The following is a 23,707-nucleotide window of genomic DNA, read 5'->3' as shown; positions in this document are numbered from 1 at the left end:
TTTTTATTGCTGAAAAGTATCTCTCTTACGGATATTTTATTTCAGCCCGGCCAGATAATCGGCCTGAATTTTAGCGGCATCAATTTTCGTCAACCCTTCGTTAAAAATATCGGCCATCGCCTGCTTATTGTTCTTAAAACAGATAAACAGCTTTTTATTTTCCAGAAGTTTGTCATTAAAACTGATTTTATCTTTCAGCTTAACCAGATCCGGGTCGGTTTTAACGCTGTATTCCAGTACGTTTTTATCGATTACGGCAAGATCAATACGCCCAAATGCGGCTTTCTGGATATTGTTTTTATCGCTGATCACCTCGCTGACTTTCAGCTGGCCGGAAGCCACCATCGCATCAAAGTCGGCGGTATTCACATAGTCTTTCACGACACCAACCTGAAAGGCTTTCAGATCATCAAGTGACGACCAGCTCACCGGTTTGGCGGCCGCTTGCACAAACCCCAGCGGGCCACTGCCCATGGCTTCAGAAAAGGCGAACTCCGCCGCAATATCATCACTGTAATATTCCGGGAAATACCCGGCGTATTTACTGCTCTGATCTTTTGCCAGATGCACCGCTCGACTCCACGGATAAAAATCGACCATCAGCGTATAGCCCATCGCTGCAAACGCCGCTTTGGCCACTGCAACACTGGCACCCTGTTCCGCCATTTGCGGATCAGAATACGGCGGCCAGCTGAGTGATGTCAGATAGATCGTTTTATCCTCTGCCTGAGCCGGAAAAATACCGGCGACCAGCAGTAAAACAGCACAAAAAATATGACGCATAATATTCCCCTCACATCAGTTTAAAGCTGCGTTTAACCGACAGCACAACCGTGCTGTTGCCATTGTCGTTAAAGTTATCATCGATTGTTGTGGACATCAGACTGCCCTTGATATCAAAGCCATGAAACATGCGGCTGACGGCAACTTCGGCGTATTGATAGGAGGCTTCATTGTCGTCCCAGGCCCACACATCTTTATCGTCCGATACGCTGTGCGCTGCTGCAAACGCCAGGGTGTAATCACCCAATGGCATGCTATGCGACAATTTAAAAATATTGTGCGCAGTATCCAGACCGAAATACTCCGGTGCGTGATACCAATACAGTGTGGTGTTGGCATTAAAATACAGCCCCACATAATACTCGCCGTAGTTATAGTCATTGGAATTACTGGCACCATGATAGGTGTATTGGGCATAGCCAATATCAAAACCAAAGGCCGGATTAATGTCGTGGTAATAGCCCAGGTAATAATCCCATTCAAGATTCGTATCGTCGGCACCACCAAAATCGACATTACTGGCCCAGGTTCCTGCGTACAAACCACTGTTATGGCTGTAATTCAGCTCCGCCTGCAATGCCGGATTTTTATCGGTTTGCGATACGCCATTGAAGCGATAATCCGAAACCACCTCCAGATCGGCCGAGACTCCGGCAAATGCAGCTATAGGAGCCAACACCAGAGATAAGAGTAAACTTTTATTCATCCAATTCTCCATCATACGGCCAGAGCCCTGATCCGCCGGAATATACCGGCGGACTTTAAAAACGGAATTTGTGCATCAGGAATGTCAGCGCTTCAGCCTGTTTTTGCGCTTCGACACTGGAGCGTGCGGTATTACCAATCATTTCATTGGCGGCATCGACGCTTTCTTTAATGTGCACCAGGTTTTTATTCAGTTCTTCAATGACATGACTTTGCTCGCCCGATGCCTGGGCAATTTCGGCATTCATATAACTGATTTCCATCATCATCGCCACCACACCGGCAATGGATTCTCCGACTTTTTCAATCTGTTCCACGCTGTTGGCCGTGTATTCTGTACTCTTGTGCATAACCTCAACGGCCTGACTGGTCGAAGACTGCAGACGACCAATCATCTGATTAATTTCGTTGGTCGAATCGCGGGTACGCTGTGCCAGTGTGCGTACTTCATCGGCAACCACGGCAAAACCGCGCCCTTGTTCACCGGCTCGGGCCGCCTCGATCGCGGCATTCAATGCCAGAAGATTGGTTTGTTCCGCAATCCCCTGAATCACATCCGATACCGCACCAATATTAACGCCTTCGGTTTCCAGATTACGGATCACCTCGCCTACATGCTTAATTTCACCGGATAAATTCCGGATAACATCCGCAGCTATTTTTACCGTTTCCTGGCCATGGCTGGCTTCGACATTGGCTTTACCGGCATATTCCGAGGCTTTTTTGGCATTGTCGGCAACGTTTTGTGTGGTGGAAGCCAGCTCGGTACTGGCCGTAGCGACCATATCAACTTCGTGTTTCTGCACATCAAATCCCTGGCGGATATTGCTGATGTCCTGCTGACTCGAATTCGACAGTAATTTCAGTTCTTCCGATGAATGGTTTACCTGGCCAATCATACTGGCCAGCCCGGCTAATAGCTGATTAACCTGTACCGCCAATGCCGATATCTCATCACCACGACTGGCATCCAGGCGCTTACTCAGGTCGCCGCCGCCAGCCGCCAGTTCACCGACTGCAGCGGTAATCTCTGATATTTTTTTAACCACCGAGTGAGAAACAAGAAAGGTAATCAGGCTGACCAGAATAATATCCAGCAGAATCATCTCAATGATAACCGCGCGGATTGCCTGATTAAGTTCTGCGCGCATGACAGAATCGTTCATACGCAATATCAGATGGCCAACGCTCTTGGGCGTGTCATTGTCGTTAAAAAACAGTTCGGTACGGGTTTCCAGCGCGTTACTGCTGTCAGCATTTTCTTTTGCCCGTACAACCGGATCACCTTCTGGCAGTTCAACCACCAGGCTGTTGATGCTTTCGGCTTCCAGCTCGGCTTCCAGTGTTTTTTCAATACTGGCGGTATCAAAATTCCAGATGAAGTTAGGCAAGCTAAGACTTAAACGATTGGCTACCAGACGGGCCTGACCCTGTAACTGTTGCTCCAGAGCCTGAGCTTTACTCTGATAGTTGTAAAAACCCATCAATAACAGCAAAGCCGTTACGGTAATAACAACATAAACCGCCATTCGGGATTTGATACTGGTAAACATAGCCAACCTCCTGAGATCAACTAACGATAGTACAGCGCAAGACGATGACGGGCTGGTAAGGCAAAAAAGCTCAGATTGTCATACTATTCAGGCCCTTACCGATCTATTGATAAATCTATGTTTTTATTCACACGTAATTCATTACAACGTAGCGCCAGAAATATTCATGGTTTGTTACATAAAAGCGCTGAAAAAGACGAATTATCATTTCTGTCTGAACACTTACTCATGGCCGTTAATATTGCCACGAGTGGCTATTGCCGATAGCAGATATAGCGATAGCAGATATAGCGATGGTAGAAATAGCGATGGTAGAAATAGCGATGGTAGAAATAGATGGAAGCGACGACTCCCGGCAACCAGGGCACCTCTGAATCATTCAGTGCCCGCTCGGTTTACTGAAAACGTCCAGAGATGCCCTGATATTGATGGGTGTGCATGCATAAACGCACATAAAAAAACGGAGCCGAAGCTCCGTTTTTTATGAGTGATGCGAATAACGCCTCAATCCGTTTGCTTAAGCCTCAGTTGAGGTGCTCAACACGGATGCGGGTAACATCACCCACGGTACTGGCCAGACCTTCAATCGCGGCAATGGCTTCGTTCATCTGTTTTTCCACCACAACGTGGGTCAGCAGGATGATCTGCGCCAGCGCTTCGCCATCTTTTGGCTCTTTCTGGATGATGGCTTCGATATTGATGCCACGCTCACTCAGAATGCTGGCAACAGCGGCCAGTACACCGGTTTTGTCTTCCGCCTGAATACGCAGGTAGTAAGCGGTTTCCACTTCTTCCATCGGCAGTACCGCCACGTCTTCAATATCGTTGAAGGCCAGGTGATTGACGCTGGCTTCCGCCGGTGCATCAAAGGTACGGGCCAGGTCGATAATGTCGGCCACTACTGCAGAAGCGGTTGGACCAGCACCGGCACCCGCGCCAACATACAGCGTGTCACCAACTGCATCACCGTTCACCATCACAGCATTCAGCACGCCATCAACGGTCGCAATCGGACGTGCCACCGGAATCATGGTCGGGTGTACACGCAGGTCGATACCTTTTTCAGTACGACGGCTGACACCCAGGTGCTTGATGCGGTAACCCAGCTCTTCGGCGTACTCAACATCGTCAGTGGTGATCTTGCTGATGCCTTCGGTGTAGCAGCGGGCAAACTGCAGCGGAATGCCGTAGGCAATCGACGACAGAATGGTCAGTTTGTGTGCTGCATCAATACCTTCAACGTCGAACGTTGGATCGGCTTCGGCATAACCCAGCGCCTGAGCTTCAGCCAGAACGTCGGCAAAGTCGCGGCCTTTGTCGCGCATTTCGGTCAGGATAAAGTTACCGGTACCGTTAATAATGCCCGCCAGCCAGTTGATGCGGTTCGCCGCCAGGCCCTCACGGATGGCTTTAATAATCGGAATGCCGCCGGCAACCGCCGCTTCGTACATCACGCTCACGCCTTTGGCTTCCGCCGCGGCGAAGATTTCGTCACCGTGTACCGCAATCAGGGCTTTGTTGGCGGTTACCACGTGCTTACCGTTGGCAATGGCGCCCAGTACCACGTCTTTGGCGATGGTGTAACCACCGATCAGTTCAACCACCACATCAATCTCGGGGTTGTTAATCACATCGTTAACGTCTGCCGTAATTGCCACAGCGCCGGTGTCAACATCCGGGTTCGGATGACGGGTAGCCACCTGCGCGATAATAATTTCACGACCCGCCCGGCGCGCGATGTCTTGTGCATTACGGGTCAGCACATTAAAGGTGCCGCCGCCAACTGTACCTAAACCACAGATACCTACTTTTACCGGTTTCAAGGTCGTTTCTCCTTAAAATATAGAGAGTGTTAAATTCGTTTCAGCGTGCTGCTGTTAACCGCCAAAGCCATCGTTACGCAGCATCTGTTTAATGCCGCGCAGCGCCTGGCGGGTGCGCTGGTCGTTCTCAATCAGGGCGAAGCGTACATGGTCATCGCCGTATTCGCCAAAGCCAATTCCCGGTGACACAGCCACTTTGGCCTCGGTCAGCAGCTTCTTGCTGAACTCGAGGGAGCCCATTTTACGATAAGCTTCAGGAATTTGCGCCCAGACAAACATGGTGGCTTTCGGCCATTTTACCGGCCAGCCCAGATCATTCAGCCCCTTGCAGAGCACATCCCGGCGGCTGCGGTACATCTCGCAGATATCGCTCACCACCGTCTGATCACCTTCCAGTGCGGCAATGGCCGCCACCTGGATAGGCGTGAATGTACCATAATCGAGGTAGGACTTAATCCTTGCCAGGGCATAAATCAGATCTTTATTACCGCAGCAGAAGCCAACCCGCCAGCCCGGCATGTTGTAGCTCTTCGACAGTGAGTAAAACTCAACCGCAATCTCTTTCGCGCCTTCGACCTGCAAAATAGACGGCGGCTGGTAACCGTCAAACACGATATCGGCATAGGCCAAATCCTGCACCACCCAGATTTCGTGCTCTTTGCACATCGCCACCACCTTCTCAAAGAAGGCTAAATCGACACACTCGGCGGTCGGGTTACCAGGAAAGTTCAGCACCAGCATTTTCGGCCGTGGCCAGGTGGTTTTAATGGCTTTTTCCAGCTCGTCAAAAAAATTCACATCCGGCGTCATCGGCACATGGCGGATATCCGCCCCGGCAATAACAAAGCCGTAAGGGTGAATCGGATAAGACGGATTCGGCACCAGCACGTTATCGCCCGGCCCCAGAGTGGCCAGCGCCAGATGTGCCAGACCTTCCTTCGAGCCGATGGTGGTAATCACCTCGGTTTCCGGATCGAGGTCGACATTGAATTTGCGCTTGTACCAGCTGGCCATGGCGCGGCGTAAACGCGGAATGCCCTTCGACTGGCTGTAACGATGGGTACCGCCACGGGTCGCAGTTTCCACCAGCTTATCGACAATATGCTTTGGCGTGTCCTGATCCGGGTTACCCATCGACATATCGACGATGTCCTCCCCCGCCGCTCGTGCCGCCATCTTCATTTCGCCGATCACATTGAAGACATAGGGAGGCAGACGCTTAATGCGCGGGAAGTTAGTATCCATAACGGTTTCCTGATTCTCAGGTAATTAAAGGGACATCAAGGCTACTGTATCAACGACAGGGGAACAACGATCAGTCGGCAGGAATTTGACCAGCACAGTGCGTGCGGTAAATCGCATAAAGCTGTGTTAGTGTCAGAACGACAATCTGATTGCATAAAAAACATAAGGAAAAGCAATGGAAAACTTTCTTGTATTAACCGTTATTGCCGACGACAAACCCGGAATTGTTGAACAACTATCAGCCACCATCGCCCGCAATGGCGGCAACTGGCTGGAAAGCCGCATGGCGCACATGGCGGGTAAATTTGCCGGTATTTTGCGGGTTTCTATTGCCGCCGAACAAAGCAACAGCCTGATTGCCGAATTAAGCTCACTCAGCTCGCGCGGGATTCTGGTTAATGCCGAAACCGGCAGCGACAGTGAAGAAAACGACAGCCTCGACCTGACCCTGAATCTGGTTGGCAACGACCGTCCGGGTATTGTTAAAGAAGTATCGCAGGCGCTTTCAAAAATGGGCGTGAACGTACTGGAATTAACCACCGACTGCGGCACCGCCGAAATGTCTGCGGTACCGCTGTTCCGCGCCGAAGCCTTGCTGCGGGTACCACACAGTTTTGATACCGATATTCTGGCCAGCGCGCTGGAAGCCATTTCCAATGACCTGATGGTGGAAATCCGCTTGGATTAATCTTCCGGTAACTGCCGTGCTGCATTAACCTGCAGCACGGATTCTGAAGACAGAATCAGCCAATAACAGCCTGACCCAGCAGCCAGGTCGAATTACCCGCCAGCAGCCACATCATTACCTTAAAAAACACATCACCGTCGATGCGTTTGCTTAACCAGCGGCCCAGATAAATACCAACAAAAGCCACCGGAACCAGCAACAACGTTAACCAGCCGATATCAAAATTCAGCAATCCCAGCATGCCGTAAGGCAGTAATTTAATGGCATTCATTAAACCAATGGCGAGGGTTATTTGGGCCAGGAAAGATTCTTTATTGAGCTTACCCAATAAAAAATACGCCTGTAGCGGTGCCGCACCGGCATGAGCCAGAGCACTGCCGATACCCGCCAGTCCGCCCAGTAAACCACCCTGCAATGCAGAAGCGCCCTGAGGCTGCACCTCACCGGCAACCACCGGGCGGCGTCCGGCCATCCAGGGCCAGCGCTTCTGCGCCAGCACCCAAAAACCCATCAAACCGATCAGCGCCTGCACACCGCGCTCACTGACCACGCCCAGCAATAATGAGCCCGCCGTAATGCCAATCAGAATGCCGGGCAAGACCGGCTTCACCAGCGCAAACGACAAATGCCGGCGGTAAACGCGCAGGGTCATAAGATCCATCAGCAACAGAATCGGCAGCAGAATACCGATGGCCTGTTCGCCGCCAATAAAGGGCGCCATCATCGGTACCGCGACAACGCCAATACCACCACCAAAGCCAGATTTGGCGATGCCGGTTAACAATACGCCGAGTACGGCGATGGCAAGAAAAGTCAGATCCACAACGTTATCCAGATAAACGCCGGACATACGCCTGCACCCTCAGGCGATGTTCCGGCCGGGCAGGCAATGCCTGCTTACGGTAAATCGAACAACAAGGCCTCCGCCTGGCTGTCGGCACTGAAGATCAGTGCCTGTTCCTGGCTGATGGTCACGCCGTCACCGGCGTGTAAAATCAGCGTGTCATCTCCGGCCTGCAGTTGCAGCGGGCCGTTGATGGTATGTACGTAATATTGGCGCGCAGGGTTCAGCACCTGTTCAGCGCTTTCCGCTGCCAGACGCACATGCAGCAGCTGCGCATCCTGACGGATACTGAGCGTACCGTCGCGTCCGTCCGGCGTAATCACCGGCTGAATCGCCTGCTGGCGTGGAAAACGTTTCTGCTGATAACCCGGCTCGGTATTCTGCTCATTAGGCTGAATCCAGATCTGCAGAAAATGCAGCGGCTGGTCTGTCGACGGATTAAATTCGCTGTGCATCACACCGCTGCCGGCCGACATCAGCTGAAACTCACCGGCCGGCAAATGCTCAACGTTGCCCATCGAATCGCGATGGGCAATAGTGCCGTCCAGCACATAGCTGATGATTTCCATATTGCGGTGGCCGTGGGTATCGAAGCCAGCGCCGGGGGTCACCCGGTCGTCGTTGATCACCCGCAGAGCCGATACACCCATCTGTTGCGGGTCGTAATACTGGCCGAAAGAAAACGTATGCGAGCTGTTGAGCCAACCAAAATTGGCCCGGCCGCGCTCATTGGCTGCGCGTAAGATTAACATGCGGTGACCTCCTTCGATATTATTGATATGAGCATTAATGTTTGCAATGCAACGCTCTTTTTCAGTGCAACAGTAAAACCACCCACAGACTTCCGCGGGAGGCTGTGAAATACTGCTGCGCTTTTTTGCGAAGCCTTTTACACCTCTGTTTTAAAGGCGTTGTTTTAAAGGCGTTGTTTTAAAGGCGTTTGTTGCGTGTTTGCCTGCAACGTTGTGCAAAACCTTTTTCCCGGCAACCCGGCCCTTGTCCGACGTTGCCCTACTGCCTGCGGGCCAGCGGTTTACTGTGTCTTCAACTTCCGAATCCGTATCCACAGACGATCAGCAACAAGCGCAACTGTTGCGCGCTGATCTTATTCTGCTCGGCGTTACCCTGCTGGCTGCGGTCAGCTGGATGTTTTCCAAAGAGGCGTTAAACGAATTTCCGCCACTGCTGTTTATGGCCTGCCGCTTTACCGCTGCCGGGCTGCTGCTGGTGATTCCCGGCCGCCGCGCGCTGGTTGCCCTGAAAGCCCATGAATGGCGTGCATCGGCCCTGGTCGGCCTGTTTTTCGGTGCCGCCATGAGCTTCTGGATCATGGGGCTGTTTAACGCTCACACCCTCGGCGAAGGCGCGTTTATTACCAGCCTGGCAGTGGTGCTGGTGCCTTTTATCAGCTGGCTGCTGTTCCGCGAGCGGCCGGCGAAAAGCATCTGGATTGCCCTGCCGCTGGCCATCGGCGGGCTGGCGCTGCTGTCGTTACGTCACGGTTTTAACCCTGACCCCGGCCAGCTGTTTTTCTTTGCCGCCGCCCTGCTTTTGTCGCTCACCTTTATACTCAACGGCCGTGCCGCGGCGCGTATTTCGGCACTGGCCCTGAGCGCTATTCAGCTGGTGCTGGTCGGCGTTGTGTCCTTCAGCCTGTCGGCCATGTTTGAAGACTGGCCCGATACTTTTACCCCTACCATGTGGCTGTGGCTGATTCTGAGCGTAACCGTTGGCACCGCCGCACGCTTTCTGCTGCAAACCTACGCTCAGGGTCTGGCGTCCCCCAGCCATGCTGCCGTGATTATGGTGCTGGAGCCGGTCTGGACCGCCATCATCGCCGCCTTCTGGTTTACCGAACGGATGGAAACGGCGCAGATTCTCGGCTGCACCCTGATTCTGCTGGCGCTGCTGGCCAACCGCTGGAGTGCTCTGCGGCGCTGGCTGAAACGCTGATACAACATCCCAGTCCGTAATCATTATTCCGCTAAGCGGCTTTTCAAAACGGACATTGATTGTTTGGTAAAAACCATACTGCGGCTGAGATAAACCGCGCCTCTGGGCCCGCCGCCATGAGCGATGATTTTTACGATCTGGCTGGCATGGATGCCAGACAAGCGTATCCGGCCATGGATGGCCGATATACGCGTGGTCAGTAAAAAACGAGCGAATAAGGATTACGGGCCAGAAAGCGCAAAGCAGGGGCCCGGGGAGAAGTTCCCCGGATTGGGGCGCAGGGGCTTGCCCCGCTTCGGCTACTCACGTGCAATCGACGTTTCATGATTGCTTAAGTAAATAGCACATCCCTACCCGGCGTTTAATCAGTTACTCAGGTCGTGCAGCTTACCCGGACGACCATCCAGCACAGTGACTTCGCTTGCCGCCAGGCGCGGCTTACGTGGCCAGTTACCTTCTTTGGCGTAACCCAGGGTCACCATCATGGCAACGCTGTAGCGTTCACCGATGTTGAACACTTCTTTCGCTTTCGCGGTATCGAAGCCGATCATCGGCCCGGTGGCCATACCCTTGCCAGCCGCGGCCGTCATCAGGTTCATGGTCGCCATACTGGCCGAGCGCAGTGCTTCATCGTGGGCTGCGGCTTTGTTATCGCCGTAGGCACCGTTTACCGCACTGACAAAGTAGTCACGCACGCCTTCGTTGTAGATCCCGGCATCGACACCGCGCTGGGCGATATCCGGCATACGTTCATGACCCTGTTCGTCGGCCAGCACCAGAATAACCACCGGGGCATCGGCCACTTTCTGCTGACCGTAGGCGATGTCTTTTAAGGTTTCTTTCGCCGCCTGATCGGTTACCACCAGATAGCGGGTATGCTGAATGTTAAAGGCCGTTGGCGCGTGTTGGGCGTAATCCAGCAGCTCCAGGACTTCCGCCGTGCTGATGGCACGTTCGGTATCAAAGTAGTTCACAGAAGTACGCTGGCTCAGGGCATCAAATACGTTCATGGGGCATCCTTAAATCGGGTATCGGTTCGGGTATTGGTTGTGGTGTTAGGGCTGTTAAGCAATGAGTGCAGTTTAAGTTCGCTTTATTCGATTAAAAATCTCATAATTTAACGTATAGCTTTCGATATTTACGAAAAGGCATTCCAATGAAAACAACCCTCGAACAGTGGCGCATGTTTAAAGCGGTGGTCGACCATGGCGGCTACGCTCAGGCGGCTGAGGCCATCTTCAAGAGTCAGTCAACCATCAGCTATGGTGTGCACAAGCTGCAGGAGCAACTGGGCGTACAACTGCTGGAAGTGGAAGGGCGCAAAGCGGTACTGACCGAACACGGCCGTATTCTGTTACAACGTGCCGAACAGCTGCTCGATCAGGCAGAAAATATCGACAAGATTGCCGGATCGCTGAATCAGGGCGTCGAGCCTGTTGTGCGTGCGGCCATCGACACCATTTACCCCAACGATGTGCTGTTTGATGTGTTTGAAGCCTTCTCAGCCGAGTACCCCGATACCCGTCTGGAGCTGGAAGAGTTTGTACTCAGCGGCGGTAACGAAATGCTGCTCGAAGACAGCATCGATATTCTGATTACCCCGCAACTGCCCAGTGGCTGGAATGGCGAGCACGTACACCGCTCCTGCTTTCTGCCGGTTACCAGCCCGCAGCATCCGTTGCAGCATCTGGGGCGCGAGGTCACCTACGATGACCTCACCGCTCACCGGCAGGTGGTGCTGCGCGACAGCAGCCGCAAACGCCGCAGCGAAGGTGGCTGGCTCGGCGCCCATCAGCGCTGGACCGTGACCCATACCAGCACCCGACTGAATATTGTCCGCCGTGGTCTGGGCTTTGCCTGGCTGCCGGAGCTGCTGATTGCCGACGACCTGAAAAGCGGTGCCTTACAGGTGATTCCCTTTGCTCAGGATGCGCGGCGCTACGTCGACCTCTATCTGGTAATGGCCCATGAAGAAAGCGCCGGCCCCGCCACCCGCGCCCTCGCCCGCCTGCTAGCCAACACCGACACCGGCTGCAAAGCGGCGCACACAACAGAAACCGAATAAGCGCCCCAGAATGCAGCGACCATCTGTTCAGCTAATCATCTGTGCACCCTTTTGGGGTGCAACTGACAGCAAAATCAGCAACTTAACACTCGCCAGCCTGCCGGATGCCGCAATTTTCAGGCTCCGGCAAAACTGGTACAGCCCTTGCTGAACACTGATCAGTAACAGGAGATACTCGGCAACCGAATCCGGTTGGGATTCACAGAAATAGGTGGCTAGGGTTCCGGTTCTTTGATGGAAAAAGAACGACTGGTCCGAGAGCAACCGACCTCAGCGTATTCACAGCGCAGGTTACACGGCGGGACAAAAGCCCGGGAGACCCACACGCGAATGCCAGCATCTGGCCGTTCGCGCTGAGTTCTCCTGCCGTCTGATTTATGTGGATATCAAAGAGGAAGTCCTATGAACGCGTTAAAACGTCTGCTCACTGCCAGCCTGGTCACCCTGGCCGCCCTTACTCCATTACACGCTCAGGCCAAAGACAGTTTCCGTCTGGCCTGGTCTATCTACGTTGGCTGGATGCCGTGGGATTACGCCGACAAAGCCGGCATCGTAAAAAAATGGGCCGATAAATACGGCATCGAAATCGAAGTGGTGCAGATCAACGATTACGTTGAATCCATCAACCAGTTTACCGCCGGTGAATTCGACGCCTGCGTAATGACCAATATGGATGCCCTGACCATTCCGGCCGCCAGCGGCGTCGACACCACCGCCTTAATCGTCGGTGACTTCTCCAACGGCAACGACGCCGTGATTCTGAAAGAAGGCAAAAGCCTGAAAGACATCAAAGGCCTGCCGGTGAATCTGGTGGAGCTGTCGGTTTCCCACTACCTGCTGGCACGCGGTCTGGAAAGCGTGGGCATGAGCGAAAAAGACGTATCGGTGATCAACACCTCCGACGCCGATATGGTGGCAGCTTATGGCACCGGTGATGTTAAAGCCGTGGTGACCTGGAACCCACTGGTAAGCGAGATTCTGGCGCAGCCAAACGCAACCGCCGTGTTTAACTCCTCACAGATTCCGGGTGAAATTATCGACACCACTATGGTCAACAGCGAAACCCTGGCCGCTAACCCCGCCTTCGCCAAAGCCCTGACCGGCGCCTGGTACGAAACCATGAGCATCATGGCGAAAGACGACGCCGAAGGTAAAAAAGCACGCAGCATGATGGCCGAAGCCTCAGGCACCGACCTTGCCGGTTACGATGCCCAGCTGGCCGCCACCAAAATGTTCTACGACGCACAAAAAGCTGTGGAATTTGTGAACAGCGCCGAGCTGCCAAAAACCATGGAATACGTGGCGAAATTCTCCTTCGACCACGGTCTGCTGGGTGATGGCGCCGCCGATGCCGGCTTTATCGGCATGGCCTTCCCGAACGGCAAAACCTTTGGCGATAAAGGTAATGTGAAGCTGCGCTTTACCGACAGCTATATGAAGATGGCGGCTGAAGGAAAGCTGTGATGCCCGGCCATTGAGTATCAGGCGCTGCGCGGCAGAGTTTGCTGCCGCAGCGCTTTTAAGCCGTACCGCAGCCATCGCGGCCAGCGGCAAAAATCGCTACAATGCTGCCCTTTCTTTGAATAACCCGTAGCGAATTGTCATGACCGCACAGAATCCCCGCAAAATCCTCGTCACCAGCGCCCTGCCCTATGCCAATGGTTCCATTCACCTCGGCCACCTGCTGGAATACATTCAGACTGATATCTGGGTTCGGTTCCAGAAACTGCGTGGCAACGAATGCCACTATGTTTGCGCCGACGACGCCCACGGCACCGCCATCATGCTGCGCGCCGAAAAAGAAGGTATCAGCCCGGAAGAGCAGATTGCGCGGGTAAAAGCCGAGCACGAAGCGGATTTCGCCGGTTTCCAGATTGCGTTCGACAACTTCCACAGCACCCACAGCGAAGAAAACCGCCTGCTGTCAGAAGAAATCTACAAAGCCTGCCGTGACAAAGGCCATATCGCCATCCGCAGCATCAAGCAGCTGTACGATCCGGTTAAAGAGCTGTTTCTGGCCGACCGTTATATCAAAGGCGAGTGCCCTAAGTGTGGCGCCGCCGACCAGTACGGCGACAACTGTGAAGTCTGCGGTGCAACCTACACCCCGGCTGAGCTGAAAAACCCGTTCTCAGTGATTTCCGGTGCCACCCCGGTCGAAAAAGAGTCTGAGCACTACTTCTTCAAACTGCCGGACTTTCAGGAGTTTCTGCAGCAGTGGACCCGTTCCGGCACCCTGCAGGATGAAGTGGCCAACAAACTGGCCGAATGGCTGGATTCCGGTCTGCAGGAGTGGGACATTTCCCGCGATGCGCCGTATTTCGGCTTCGAAATTCCGGATGCACCGAACAAGTTTTTCTACGTCTGGCTGGATGCCCCTATCGGCTATATGGCCAGCTTTAAAAACCTGTGTGACAAGCGCGGTGACCTCGACTTTAACGAGTACTGGAAAAAAGATTCCACCACCGAGCTGTACCATTTTATCGGTAAAGACATTATTAACTTCCATGCGCTGTTCTGGCCTTCCATGCTGAGCGCCGCAGAATACCGTACACCAACGGCCGTTAATGCTCACGGTTTCGTCACCGTGAACGGTTCTAAAATGTCGAAGTCGCGCGGTACCTTTATTAAGGCGCGCACCTTCCTGAATCATTTAAACCCGACTTATCTGCGTTACTACTTTGCCGCCAAACTGAGCTCCAGCGTCGATGATTTCGATTTAAATCTGGAAGATTTCGTGCAGCGTGTAAACGCCGATCTGGTCAACAAACTGGTGAACATCGCCTCACGTACCGGCAACTTTATTGCCAAAGCGTCCGGCGAACTGAGCGCGACCTGCGCTGAACCGGAAATGCTGCAGCAATTTATTGATGCCGGCGACCAGATTGCCAGCCATTACGAAAAACGCGAATTTGGCCGCGCGATGAAAGACATCATGGCGCTGGCCGACCGCGCCAACGAATATATTCAGGAAAAAGCCCCGTGGGCGATGAATAAAGAAGAAGGCCGCCAGCAGGAAGTGCAGGACGTATGTTCCGTGGCGCTTAACCTGTTCCGTCAGCTGGTGACTTATCTGGCACCGGTACTGCCGGAAATTGCCGACAAAACCAAAGCATTCCTGAATCTGGACAGCCTTGACTGGGAAGCACGCCGCGAGATTCTGCTGAGCCACAAAATCAATAAATTCCAGCCGATGCTGGCCCGTGCTGAAATGGATAAAGTAACCGCCATTCTGGAAGAAACCAAAACCGAGCTGGCCAAAGAAAACGGCGAAGCACCGGCGGCGGATAACAGTGCCGATAAAAGCGCTGCGAAAAACGCCGAGAAAAAGGTCGAGAAAAAAGCGAAGAACAAAGGTCCAGAGCTGCGTGAAGACGGTAACGAAGTGATTGCCGATACCATCGAGTTCCCGGATTTCGCCAAAGTCGACCTGCGTATTGCCCGCATTGTTAAAGCCGAACATGTTGAAGGTGCAGAAAAACTGCTGCAACTGACGCTGGATATCGGCAACGGCGAAATCCGCAACGTATTCTCCGGTATTAAATCGGCCTACAACCCGGAAGACCTGAACGGCAAGCTCACCGTGATGGTCGCCAACCTGGCGCCACGTAAAATGAAATTCGGCATGTCCGAAGGCATGGTACTGGCCGCAGGCCCGGGCGGTGAAGATATCTTCCTGCTCGAACCACACGACGGCGCCCAGCCGGGTATGCGCGTGATGTAAAAAAGCAGAAACAGAAAAGCCGGGGTTTTACCCCGGCTTTTTATTGAGCGGGCTTAACATTAAACCCGGTTTAATATGCCTGCCACACTATTCACCACAGGGAAGATTGACAACATTCGTATTAATATCGTTTTCCAGCTCAATCCAGAAGTTAATACTCCATGCCTCGCGCTTCTTTCGTATAATGTAAGACTTACCCTTTTCGGCTAAAAACTTCAAACAGCGTTCAGATTTAACCTTTCCCTGATAAAACCCTACGTCAATCTCAGTCAAGCCAGGTTCAATATAAGCACTTTCATAATAACCGCTAAAAAACCCACCGATAGAAACACCATCAACCGCATTAATATAAAGCTTCTCATCAAGTCCCTGGAAAATACCATGATCACGCTCTGAATCTGCTTTTAAATATACGGCATCTTCTTTCGCAAGCCCCGGAGGAGAATAAGCAGAATCAGCGATACATCCCCACAAAAATCCGGTTAAACAAAACACAACCAACAACTTCATTTTTCACAGATCCTTTGATATTGCTAACGTCCGGTTCAGCAGCAACCAACACCATGCACATTGTGTAAAAAACCGGGCGTTCTGTGGATGCCCGAAAGAGCAGAGCATCCTGTTTGCACTTACTATATTCAGGTATCCTGAGGGATATTATCCCAATCACTTGCATTATCCAGGCACCATGTTAACGCTCGCCGACGCTCCATAATCAGACTCATATTAAAGTGTTTATGGGGAGTGTTGCGAAGCTGAAACTCCCTGCAACACCACATAGCTCTATAGTAAAGGTCTCTCATACTATAGACTTCCTCGTAAGAACGAATCGAATCGGTATCCGTAAATTTCTCCGGCCCTTCATTTTCATGAAGTTTTGGACAATACTCCACCATGTCATCGGGGATTGGGTAAGGAACTTCCAGCTTATCAATTTTACCCATGACCCAAAGAAGCGCCCAAAGCGACTCCAAATACCAATGTAAATTGATCTTATCTTGCTGAGAAAGAGTTTCCTGGCTTTGAGCCAATATTTCACGCTCTGCACATGAAAGATGATCTGTTAGCTGATTGTCCTTTATGTAGTCAGCAATCAATTCAACTGGCGCATCAAATGCAATATTGATCATTGCGTTCATGATGAGTGCTCTGGAAACAACGTCCTCGCATGAGCGCATCGTTGTGATGTCATAAACGGGTAACCAATCACAAACTTCCCCACCCATTCCCTTGATTGCTAATTCACTCTCAGATTTAATTTTTCCAGAATCCATCAATACTCCCCCTGCTAAATATAAGTGCTTATTGCTGTGTGATGTTTACACAAATGTCCCGAATTAAAAAACAACGTAACCCAATGATTTAATTGAAAAATATCACACCAGCTCTGAAAATTTGCAGAGACAAAGCACAAGCCTGTTATTGCGTTCAGAACTGCCGCTAAAAATTGTAAAGAAAACCCAGAATCTATTGATTTTAAAGTCAATAAACTAACATTTGTCTGAAAAACGAGCAAGTTTACGGCTGATTTTCAGGGGGATAGCACGGCCATGCATGCACCTGCTATGGCGGTATCATCCGTACCGGGAATACCAACCACTACTGGATGCACTTTTACATTGGCTTCTCTACACCCTGTCACATTGGGGCCTGATCATGTGCTGATGCAAGGGCCTTTATAAAGATCCTCTCCGGTATACGGAGGCTGCAATCGACCGACTGTGGCACCCTTGTGCTTAAAAACTTTCTTATCAGTTTAACCAAACTGAAACATTCTCTCACCATAATCAGCGATCATCCGACCACGGACTCTGGAAGGCTCTCCTGTACGCACTGGCAGAACCGGAATAATCGCGCAGGCGAGTTCAGAATCCCCACTTTCTTGCTGTTTCTCCAGCTAAAGTCCACAGGCAGACCGGATTCAATGAATATGTTCCAGCCCGATGTCTCAGTGCATCACATCAGTCAGCTGATTAATCAGGAGAAGCCCAGATTACTCAGTTTTATCCGCAAAAAAATCAATGACCACTCCTACTCTGAGGATATATATCAGGAAGCACTGGAGCGGACATTAAAACGATCTATTCAGGGGTTTGTGCTCAATGACCCGATCAGTTACATCTATAAAATTGCCAACAACATCATTAATGATTATTACCAGAAGAAAGTATCAGAAGACACCGTCTGCATTGACGATCAGGAAGTTCATTGCGAAAAACCGCAACCTGATCGCAATGCAGAAATGAACCAGAAAATAGAGCACTTTTTGCTTTGTCTTAACCAGCTTCCTCCCGAGACAGCAAATCTTCTGGTGATGCGAAAAGTTCATGGGCTGACCATTTCCGAAATCGCCCGCCGCGTAGGAAAAGAGCCAAAATCAGTAGAAAAACGAATTAATCGTGCCATGCGTTCAGTACTTGAACAGATTGAACGTGGCGTACCCGCAGTGAGTAAAAGAACGTGGTTTTAAGACTGATACCAAAACAGAATATTCTGGGTGATTCTGAAAGAGAGAAAATCAGCCAATGGGTTCTGCATGAAAAATACGAACAAAGTGCAGCTGAGCAGACCTCTGAAACCGAAGTCTGGCTGGATAAAAAACCTGAGCGTCGCCAGGAGGCTGATGCTCTTGATGCAATCTGGAATGATGATTGTTTTACTGAGGCACTGAAACAGTTCGAAACAAATCAACAGAACCGTCAGCAGAAAAGCCAGCAGAACCACCAGACATCTGACCATAAATGCAGCACATTATGGTACGGAAGCATCGCTGCATCGGTCGTTCTTACCCTTGGCATTCTGCTGTTTCGCAGCGGCGATGTTTCACAACCGGTATATTTCAATACTCAGAAACTGCAAACCGCTCACCAGCTACTGGATGACGGTTCGCGCCTTGACATCAGCGCAGCCAGTCAACTGCTGGTTAAATACAGCGCCGCTGAACGGCACATTGATCTGGTTGAGGGTGAGGCTCAGTTCAACGTCAGTAAAGATCCGGCACGGCCTTTCGTTGTCGAAACCCGCCATGCCACTTTGCAAGCACTGGGCACGGTGTTTAATGTTGATCAGCGACGCGACAGCACCGAGTTAACAGTTCTTGAAGGCCGGGTTGAAGTGGCCCCGCTGCAGGCAGGCAACAAACGCGTCATCCTCACGGCAGGACAACGGGCTCTGATCCGGGCAAATGGACATGGTCCGGTAGAGACATTCGACCTGACCTCTTACCGTGACTGGCAACAGAATATTCTCGAAGCGGATAATATGCCGCTGGCAGACATCATTGATGAACTGAACCGATACCGGAATACGGCCGTCGGAATCCATCCAAGCATCAGTAACTTGCCGGTATCAGGCACTTTCAGACTGGACGATACGGAAAAGAATCTGCAGCTGATTACCTCAGCCTACCAGTTAACAATATCCGAACAGAATGGAATAACCTTTATTAGCAGGTAATCAGAATGCCTTCAGGTTAAGCAGATGATAAGGCAGGGAAGATATAATCATGCAGCTGGCATGAGCCAGACCATGAGCCAGACCATGAGCCAGACCCAGCGCTACCCTGTACTACTGCTGCTATGGCTCTGCGGCATATTCTGCGCTGAGCCATTACACGCTGAGCCTTCAAACTCTGATCAGCTAAATACCGGACAATCAAATACCAGGCAGTACTCCCACAAAAATTCCGGCTACGGAGAAACTGCCAGCTGTATTCCACCCAAACAGATCGTGCAGATTACTGAAGATTCATTGAGTCATGCATTGCAGTCAGCTGCCCGTTATTTTCATTTTTTAATCGTTGTGCCGGAAGCCTTACTGGCCGATAAACGCACAGCAGAAATCGAAGGCTGTTATTCTTTGGTTCAGCTATTGGAACAGCTTCTGCAAGATACACCGCTTGAATACGACCTTCTCGGCGACACCATTATTATTCGCCAAACAACCACAGAATATTCGCGTAACAACGATGATGAAGCTCATACAATAAGTCCTGAAGAGTTAATTGTAACCGCTGACAGTGCAGCAGAAATACAACCACGCCCGCTCAATGAACTTACCGGCCCAACAGAACTGAGCATTAATACCCGTCAGCTCCGTGAAGCAGGAATTTATACATTATCCTCAGCACTGGAGCTGACAGCCGGGGTTAAAATAGAAGATAACCGCTACGCGATCATCCGCGGGATGACGGGCCGTTATCAATCAATCCGGATAAATGGCGGTGAGCTTCCCAGTCTTGATCCCTCCGGCCAGAACTTTCCTCTGGATTTTATTCCACTGGGTATTCTCAACAGTATCAACCTCAGAAAATCGGTCTATGCCGATGCTCCCGGTCAGGCCAGCGCTGGTATTGTCAGCCTGAATACCATGCAGTTACCCAAGCAGGCGTATGCTCAGCTCACAGCCAGCGCTATCTGGCGTCCACACAGTAACCACAGCACGGTTCTTCAGGGCTCCCAGACATCGGCCAACCGTTACGGATTTGGTGATGGCCGTCAGGCTATTCCGTCGCTTCTTTTTGACAATGCCCGTACGGGTGGCGTCGATACGCTGTCAGCGCAACAGCGTGAGCAGGCAGGAGAAGCCATTGTCGGTGATATGGGGCTATATCGGACGAAAAGCAAAAACAGCGGCAGTCTGGAACTGAGCACCGGCACGACCGGGCAGTATCAGAACATACGCTGGGGTGGAACGCTGTCTGCCAGTGTACGTGATCGCTGGCAGCACAGCCTTATCCGTTCCACCAGTTACAGTACAGGGACGGGCTACTCCGGCGCGTCCAGTGATTTTCATCACGAAGACTCCCGGCATAAACGCAGTGAACACACGTCCGACATTAATACCCTGGCTGCGCTGGGTTTACATATTTCGGATCAGCAGTACCTCGGATTTAATACCCTTTACCTGCACCAGGGTACTCACCACGGTGAGCTGATAGAAACACAGGGCAAAAACGAACAGAATATCAATACAGAAACCGCCTACCGACGAAACCTGATCCACTGGACAGAACGAAGCCTACTGCTACACCAGCTCTATGGATTGCATAAATTCACACCATTAACCACCCTGAACTGGCAGATCAGTAAAAGTACAACGGAATATAACCGTCCACACGATCTGGATTATCGCTATTTTTCGGTGTCAGAAGAAAGTAACTACAGGCTACAGCTATTACCATCAACGGCCAGTATTAGCTGGCGTTATATGGAGCAGCAAAGCGATTCTTACGGTTTACATTTCAGTCACCTATACGGCATTGATCTCGGTGACGCGTTACTGACCGGTGAGTTCAAAACCGGCTGGGAAAACAGCGTTAAAAATCGCGAAGGCTACAATTTGCTCTACGGCTTTACCGGCAGTAAAGATCTGACCAGCAATGGGCAGATTATGGAACAAACCAACCCCAGCGACATCCTCACCGCAGAGCGCATTACCGGAGACAGCCAGATACCCGGCTTTATTTTGCAGGATACTCTGCTGGAGCCTGAGCAGGATATCGGATTAAACGGCCATTTTTACCGCGCAACACAAGAGAATCAGGCATCCTATCTGCTTAACGATCTTGATCTTAACGAACACTGGCGTCTGATCAGTGGTTTGCGCTATGAAAAAAATACCCTGCAGGCAGAACTCTGGGACGCTCAGCCGGAAGACAACAAAAAACTTGAAGACGGCACCCGCTGGCTACCCTCAATCGCCATTGGCTTTCAGCGACCTCAGCAGCGAATCTGGCTGAATTACCGTCAAACGGTTGTCTGGCCACGCTTTAACGAAATACTGCCTGTCGTCTACGAAGATCTCGACACCCGCACAAAAACAATCGGCAACCCACGATTACACAGTTCCGACGTTCATAACTGGGATTTATCCTGGCAATGGCAAAATGTTTCCGGGCTGGAGCTGGGGGCAGCCTTATACCTGAAACGAATCCGCCAGCCGATTGAAGGAGCATTCACAGATAACAGCGAAGCGACGGACAGCGCAACCTACAGCAATTACAGCTACCGCAACAGTGGTCAGGGTAATGTTCGTGGTCTGGAACTGGAAGCCGATTATCGTCTGAGTATTGGCCGCAACCAACACATAAAGCTATCCGGGCGCTATGCCAGAATTCACTCACAGGTCAGCGGTTCCGATGCTTATGATGATTCTGACGATGCGGAAGAAAAACCAAAAAATCATCGGCCATTACAGGGACAGCCTGAGTATATTGCGGCCTTAAGGTTGCAGTATATGCCTGGCCTTAACCAGACAGTGAGTCTGACAGGCAAGCGCAGCGGCACTCAACTTTATATTACCAGCGACCAGCCAGATCTGCCGGCCGTCTATCAGCAGCCGAGAAATCATCTCGATTTCAGCTGGAATTACCGGATACACCCAGGCCAGTTAACGTTCAGCATCAATAATATGCTGAATACAGCACACCGTTATCTTCAGGGTGATTACCATTACCTTGATTACCGTACCGGGCGGGAGTTTCTGCTGAGTATCAACGTCGACGTTCAATAGCTTTATTTCTTTTTTTCTTCTCTTTCTCTTTTATTCAGACAATAAATAGCCTGAAGCTTAAAATAAAAGGCCCACACTTTGCAGTATGGGCCTGAAAACCTGAAAACTATCCGGTTTTAGTTACAGGCAGGAGCAGCCGCCCAGAAGGTAGTTGCTTTGGTGAACGAAGAAGGGCCTGTTGCAGAGAAGGTCATAGCATCAACAACAGAGCAATCAACGCTCATAGTACCGAAATCAGCTGAACTGATATTAGTGGAACTGATAGCATCACAATCCTGGGTAGAAACCGTGTTGTAACCGGTTACCACAATATTATTGAAGTAACCGTCAGTACCTTCTTTCAGCTTGAAAACGAAGTCAGTATCGGCATTGGCATTGTCACCAACAAACTCGACATACGCACCTTCAACAGAAGCCGTTGCCAGCGGAGTGGCTGCGTAGTTATTCGGGTTACCGGCCAGTTCGAATGCATGGTCGGCAGCACCGTTCTTATCGCCCTGCTCAATGTACACATTGGTGATAGAACCGTGGAAACCGTAGTCCCAATCCACACTGTCATCACCGTTACAGGTCAGCCAGAGGTTTGACACAGCCACGTCACCACCAAAGAACTCGATACCATCATCCAGGTTTTCGTTTACGTGGATGTTGCTGATAATGGTGGACGACGTTACACCGTACAGCGTCAGACCGTTGATTTCATTACCGCCGTTGGCAACATCATCCGGATCATTTACGTTAATTTCGGTACCACCTTCGGTAATGGCAACATAGTTCATGACGCCACTGCCCGTTTCGCTGGCTGCTTTACTGCTGCTGCCGGAACCGAAATAGTAATTGCTGGAAATACCTTCCATCAGACAAGTATCACCGGAAGTGCATTCGTTAGCCACACCATAACCAGACAGAATCACACCGCCCCACTCGCCTTCGCCGGTGAAGTCTTCATCGGCACTGGAGAACACGATAGGGTTGCTGGCAGTACCAACGGCATTAATTTTTGCACCACGGGCAATCACCAGAGCCGCATTATTGGCGGTGGCGATCACATTAACACCCGCTTCAATGGTCAGTACAGAATGGTTAGCCGCAGCGTAACTGGTATTCTGCACATAACCATCACCCACCGTTACAATACCCGGCAGCGACCACAGGACAGGAGCCTTCTCATCTAAATCTAAACCATTAAACAACGTCACATCTGTAGTAATAGATGCAGGCAGTTCACATAAAACGTAGTTGGTGCCATTCCAGCTATAGGAATAATCAGCAACAGAACCTACATCAGTGCAGTAGCCATCAGAAGCAAAAGCGCTTGCAGATGCTACAGTTAAGGCCGACGCCAAAAGGATCTTTTTCATTTTCAATCTCCAGCAATGTATTTCCATGTATTAGGTTTGCAAAAACTGAATACAAACATTATCGATCGAAGGTAGTGATGTAAATTATCACCGAAAATATTGGATTACTTACCCAACAAAACACTCACAAGGAGCAAGTAAACAGTGCCAAAAAGTAATGACTAAAATGTTTCAACTTAATATCAATAACATAGTATTATCACCAACCTAATAATCCATCATTATTAAAAATTAACCCATTTGTAACACTTAAACAAAAATCAATTAAAATCAATTAAAATCAATTAAAATCAAAAGCTTAGAAAACAATCAAAATAAAACAGCCCCATCAATTTAAATTAACAAAACTTTAAATAATTGTATTTTAAAAAAATACACCGACATTAAATTTAGTTAACAAAAAAGGGAGCAAAAGCTCCCTTAAAATTAAAAACTAACTGACTAAAACAT

At 50.7% G+C, this 23,707-nt stretch carries 19 protein-coding genes and 1 riboswitch; of the genes, 8 read left to right on the top strand and 11 right to left on the bottom strand.

Annotated elements, in window-relative coordinates:
- Positions 1-36: 36 nt before the first annotated feature.
- The 5 genes from NYR02_RS02425 to alaC form a co-directional block, all read right to left on the bottom strand.
- A complete protein-coding gene (locus NYR02_RS02425) occupies positions 37-783 on the bottom strand; it encodes a substrate-binding periplasmic protein (RefSeq protein WP_260974804.1) in 747 nt (248 codons plus the stop codon).
- Between the two features lie 10 nt (positions 784-793).
- Positions 794-1,489 (bottom strand): TorF family putative porin, encoded by a 696-nt coding sequence (locus NYR02_RS02420; RefSeq protein WP_260974803.1) that lies wholly within the window; start codon positions 1,487-1,489, stop codon positions 794-796.
- A gap of 55 nt (positions 1,490-1,544) precedes the next feature.
- Positions 1,545-3,041, bottom strand: a complete 1,497-nt coding sequence (locus tag NYR02_RS02415) for a methyl-accepting chemotaxis protein (protein ID WP_260974802.1) — start codon at positions 3,039-3,041, stop codon at positions 1,545-1,547.
- A 524-nt stretch (positions 3,042-3,565) separates the two neighbouring features.
- A complete protein-coding gene (locus tag NYR02_RS02410; RefSeq protein WP_260974801.1) occupies positions 3,566-4,864 on the bottom strand; it encodes a homoserine dehydrogenase in 1,299 nt (432 codons plus the stop codon).
- Between the two features lie 54 nt (positions 4,865-4,918).
- Entirely contained in the window at positions 4,919-6,109 is a 1,191-nt protein-coding gene (gene alaC / locus NYR02_RS02405; RefSeq protein ID WP_260974800.1) for an alanine transaminase, read from the bottom strand.
- Between the two features lie 175 nt (positions 6,110-6,284).
- On the opposite strand from alaC, the gene NYR02_RS02400 reads away from it, so the two are divergent.
- Positions 6,285-6,797, top strand: a complete 513-nt coding sequence (locus NYR02_RS02400) for a glycine cleavage system transcriptional repressor (protein ID WP_260974799.1) — start codon at positions 6,285-6,287, stop codon at positions 6,795-6,797.
- A gap of 55 nt (positions 6,798-6,852) precedes the next feature.
- Here NYR02_RS02400 and NYR02_RS02395 read toward each other — a convergent pair whose 3' ends face one another.
- The gene (locus NYR02_RS02395; protein WP_260974798.1) at positions 6,853-7,647 is read right to left on the bottom strand and encodes a sulfite exporter TauE/SafE family protein; all 795 of its coding nucleotides are present in this window, start codon (positions 7,645-7,647) and stop codon (positions 6,853-6,855) included.
- A gap of 47 nt (positions 7,648-7,694) precedes the next feature.
- On the bottom strand, positions 7,695-8,393 hold the full coding sequence (locus tag NYR02_RS02390) for a pirin family protein (RefSeq protein WP_260974797.1): 699 nt from the start codon (positions 8,391-8,393) through the stop codon (positions 7,695-7,697).
- 286 nt (positions 8,394-8,679) lie between these two features.
- On the opposite strand from NYR02_RS02390, the gene NYR02_RS02385 reads away from it, so the two are divergent.
- Complete coding sequence (locus NYR02_RS02385; RefSeq protein ID WP_260974796.1) at positions 8,680-9,594, top strand: DMT family transporter; 915 nt, start codon at positions 8,680-8,682, stop codon at positions 9,592-9,594.
- A gap of 365 nt (positions 9,595-9,959) precedes the next feature.
- On the opposite strand, the gene NYR02_RS02380 is transcribed toward NYR02_RS02385, so the two are convergent.
- Positions 9,960-10,604, bottom strand: a complete 645-nt coding sequence (locus NYR02_RS02380; RefSeq protein WP_230330770.1) for a nitroreductase family protein — start codon at positions 10,602-10,604, stop codon at positions 9,960-9,962.
- Between the two features lie 146 nt (positions 10,605-10,750).
- Between NYR02_RS02380 and NYR02_RS02375 the strand changes: the two genes are divergently transcribed.
- The 3 genes from NYR02_RS02375 (at position 10,751) to metG (ending at position 15,383) form a co-directional block, all read left to right on the top strand.
- Entirely contained in the window at positions 10,751-11,659 is a 909-nt protein-coding gene (locus NYR02_RS02375) for a LysR family transcriptional regulator (protein WP_260974795.1), read from the top strand.
- A 204-nt stretch (positions 11,660-11,863) separates the two neighbouring features.
- A riboswitch (guanidine-I (ykkC/yxkD leader) is annotated at positions 11,864-11,979 on the top strand.
- Between the two features lie 82 nt (positions 11,980-12,061).
- Positions 12,062-13,123: a putative urea ABC transporter substrate-binding protein gene (locus tag NYR02_RS02370; protein WP_260974794.1), complete on the top strand. Its 1,062-nt coding sequence runs from the start codon at positions 12,062-12,064 to the stop codon at positions 13,121-13,123.
- A 139-nt stretch (positions 13,124-13,262) separates the two neighbouring features.
- Entirely contained in the window at positions 13,263-15,383 is a 2,121-nt protein-coding gene (gene metG / locus NYR02_RS02365; protein WP_260974793.1) for a methionine--tRNA ligase, read from the top strand.
- Positions 15,384-15,470: 87 nt separating this feature from the next.
- Here metG and NYR02_RS02360 read toward each other — a convergent pair whose 3' ends face one another.
- Together NYR02_RS02360 and NYR02_RS02355 are read right to left on the bottom strand one after the other, a co-directional pair.
- Positions 15,471-15,893 (bottom strand): hypothetical protein, encoded by a 423-nt coding sequence (locus NYR02_RS02360; protein WP_260974792.1) that lies wholly within the window; start codon positions 15,891-15,893, stop codon positions 15,471-15,473.
- A 128-nt stretch (positions 15,894-16,021) separates the two neighbouring features.
- Positions 16,022-16,657, bottom strand: coding sequence for a DUF4272 domain-containing protein (locus NYR02_RS02355; RefSeq protein WP_260974791.1), 636 nt, complete (start codon positions 16,655-16,657; stop codon positions 16,022-16,024).
- A gap of 656 nt (positions 16,658-17,313) precedes the next feature.
- Here NYR02_RS02355 and NYR02_RS02350 point away from each other — a divergent pair.
- The 3 genes from NYR02_RS02350 to NYR02_RS02340 are packed head-to-tail and all read left to right on the top strand — an operon-like array spanning position 17,314 to position 21,896.
- The gene (locus NYR02_RS02350) at positions 17,314-17,853 is read left to right on the top strand and encodes an RNA polymerase sigma factor (RefSeq protein ID WP_260974790.1); all 540 of its coding nucleotides are present in this window, start codon (positions 17,314-17,316) and stop codon (positions 17,851-17,853) included.
- The gene (locus tag NYR02_RS19485) at positions 17,844-18,839 is read left to right on the top strand and encodes a FecR family protein (RefSeq protein ID WP_260974789.1); all 996 of its coding nucleotides are present in this window, start codon (positions 17,844-17,846) and stop codon (positions 18,837-18,839) included. Before NYR02_RS02350 ends, NYR02_RS19485 begins: the two co-directional genes overlap by 10 nt.
- Positions 18,840-18,899: 60 nt before the next feature.
- Entirely contained in the window at positions 18,900-21,896 is a 2,997-nt protein-coding gene (locus NYR02_RS02340; RefSeq protein WP_260974788.1) for a TonB-dependent receptor domain-containing protein, read from the top strand.
- Positions 21,897-22,012: 116 nt separating this feature from the next.
- Here NYR02_RS02340 and NYR02_RS02335 read toward each other — a convergent pair whose 3' ends face one another.
- Positions 22,013-23,257 (bottom strand): hypothetical protein, encoded by a 1,245-nt coding sequence (locus NYR02_RS02335; RefSeq protein ID WP_260974787.1) that lies wholly within the window; start codon positions 23,255-23,257, stop codon positions 22,013-22,015.
- Positions 23,258-23,707 lie beyond the last annotated feature (450 nt).

This window comes from Thalassolituus pacificus (assembly GCF_025318105.1).
Lineage (GTDB): Bacteria > Pseudomonadota > Gammaproteobacteria > Pseudomonadales > Oceanobacteraceae > Venatoribacter > Venatoribacter pacificus.
This window is presented reverse-complemented; position numbering and strand designations above follow the sequence as displayed.